Annotated in this window: 1 protein-coding gene; it reads right to left on the reverse strand. The window is 74.9% G+C overall.

What is annotated here, in order from left to right; genetic code table 11:
- Positions 1 to 290: 290 nt before the first annotated feature.
- On the reverse strand, positions 291 to 1241 hold the full coding sequence (locus V9U70_RS26340) for a carbon-nitrogen hydrolase (protein WP_336679190.1): 951 nt from the start codon (positions 1239 to 1241) through the stop codon (positions 291 to 293).
- Positions 1242 to 1315 lie beyond the last annotated feature (74 nt).

Below are 1315 nucleotides of genomic sequence, written 5' to 3' on the forward strand. Positions count from 1 at the left end.
CCGCGCCGGACTGCCGCTCGTCGGGCGGACGTCGAGCGTGCAGGCCCGGAGCAGTGGGGACGGCAGGGCCGCCCTTCGCCTTCCGCGTTCGTGTGTACACATGATGGACCGGCGGCGGACCAGGAAGTCATCCGCGTTCGCGCGTGATCCGGGTCACAGCGCGAGAAGGCGGAGGCCGGGGCGTGCGCGCCCCCGGCGGAGGCCCCTGTCACCGGAGCGGCGCACGCGGTCGCGGGGCTACGCCGTCGCGGTCGCGACCGAGCAGGGGCGACGCGGCGGGGGCACCGCGCTCACGCTCCCGGAGCGTCCGTGAGCGGGCCGTACGCGTCGGGGCGTCGGGTGGTCAGGAACGGGAACAGCTCCAGCCAGTCCCGGCGGGCGTCCAGGTCGAGGTCGGCGACCAGGACGGCGGGCTCGTCGCGGGGCGCCTGGGCCAGGACGCGGCCGTACGGGTCCACGATGAAGGAACTGCCGTAGAAGGTGAGCCCGCTCTCGGAGCCGATGCGGTTGGGGACGACCATGAAGGTGGCGTTGGCGATGGCGTTGCCGGTGATCACCTTCTGCCAGAGCGGCTGGGTGTCGAAGCCCGGGAAGCCGGGCTCGGAGCCGATGGCCGTCGGATAGACGAGGACGTCGGCCCCCGCCAGGGAGTAGGCGCGCGCCAGCTCCGCGAACCACTGGTCCCAGCAGGTCGGCAGCCCGAACGCGGCCTCGTCGACCGTGACCAGCCCGAAGGCGTCGTCGTCTGCGGGGCCGGGCCGGAACCAGTCGTCCTCGTAGTACCCCTCGGTCACCGGGATGTGCGTCTTGCGGGTGCGCTGCGCGAGGGCGCCGTCGGGGGTGACGAGGATCGCGGTGTTGTAGCCGAGGCCGTCGTCGTCGCCGGTGGGGCTGGGGGCCTTCTCGTACAGCGAGGCGTGCACGTACACGCCGTGCTCGCGGGCGGCCTCCGCCGCGAACGTGAACGTCGGGCCGGTCAGCAGCTCCTCCGGCCCGGCCGGCTCCGGGTGGTCGGCCCTGCGGACGACCGCGAAGTACGGCGAGAGCGTCAGCTCCTGGAGGCACACCACCCGCGCGCCTTCGGCCGCCGCCAGCGCGATGCCCTCCAGCAGCGCGGCGCGGTGCTCGGCCGGGTCGCGGCGCCAGCGCTGCTGGACGGCCGCCACACGCAGCGGGCCCCGCTCCGCGGGGCGCGTCCGGGCCGGGGAGGCGGGCGGGTTGTAGGCGGTGATCAGACGCATGGCGCATTCCTGGAGGAGAGGGGACGGGGGGAGGGGAGGCGTGCCGGGTGACGGGCAGCGGGCTGCCAGCCGTG

The organism is Streptomyces pratensis (assembly GCF_037137275.1).
Lineage (GTDB): Bacteria > Actinomycetota > Actinomycetes > Streptomycetales > Streptomycetaceae > Streptomyces > Streptomyces pratensis_B.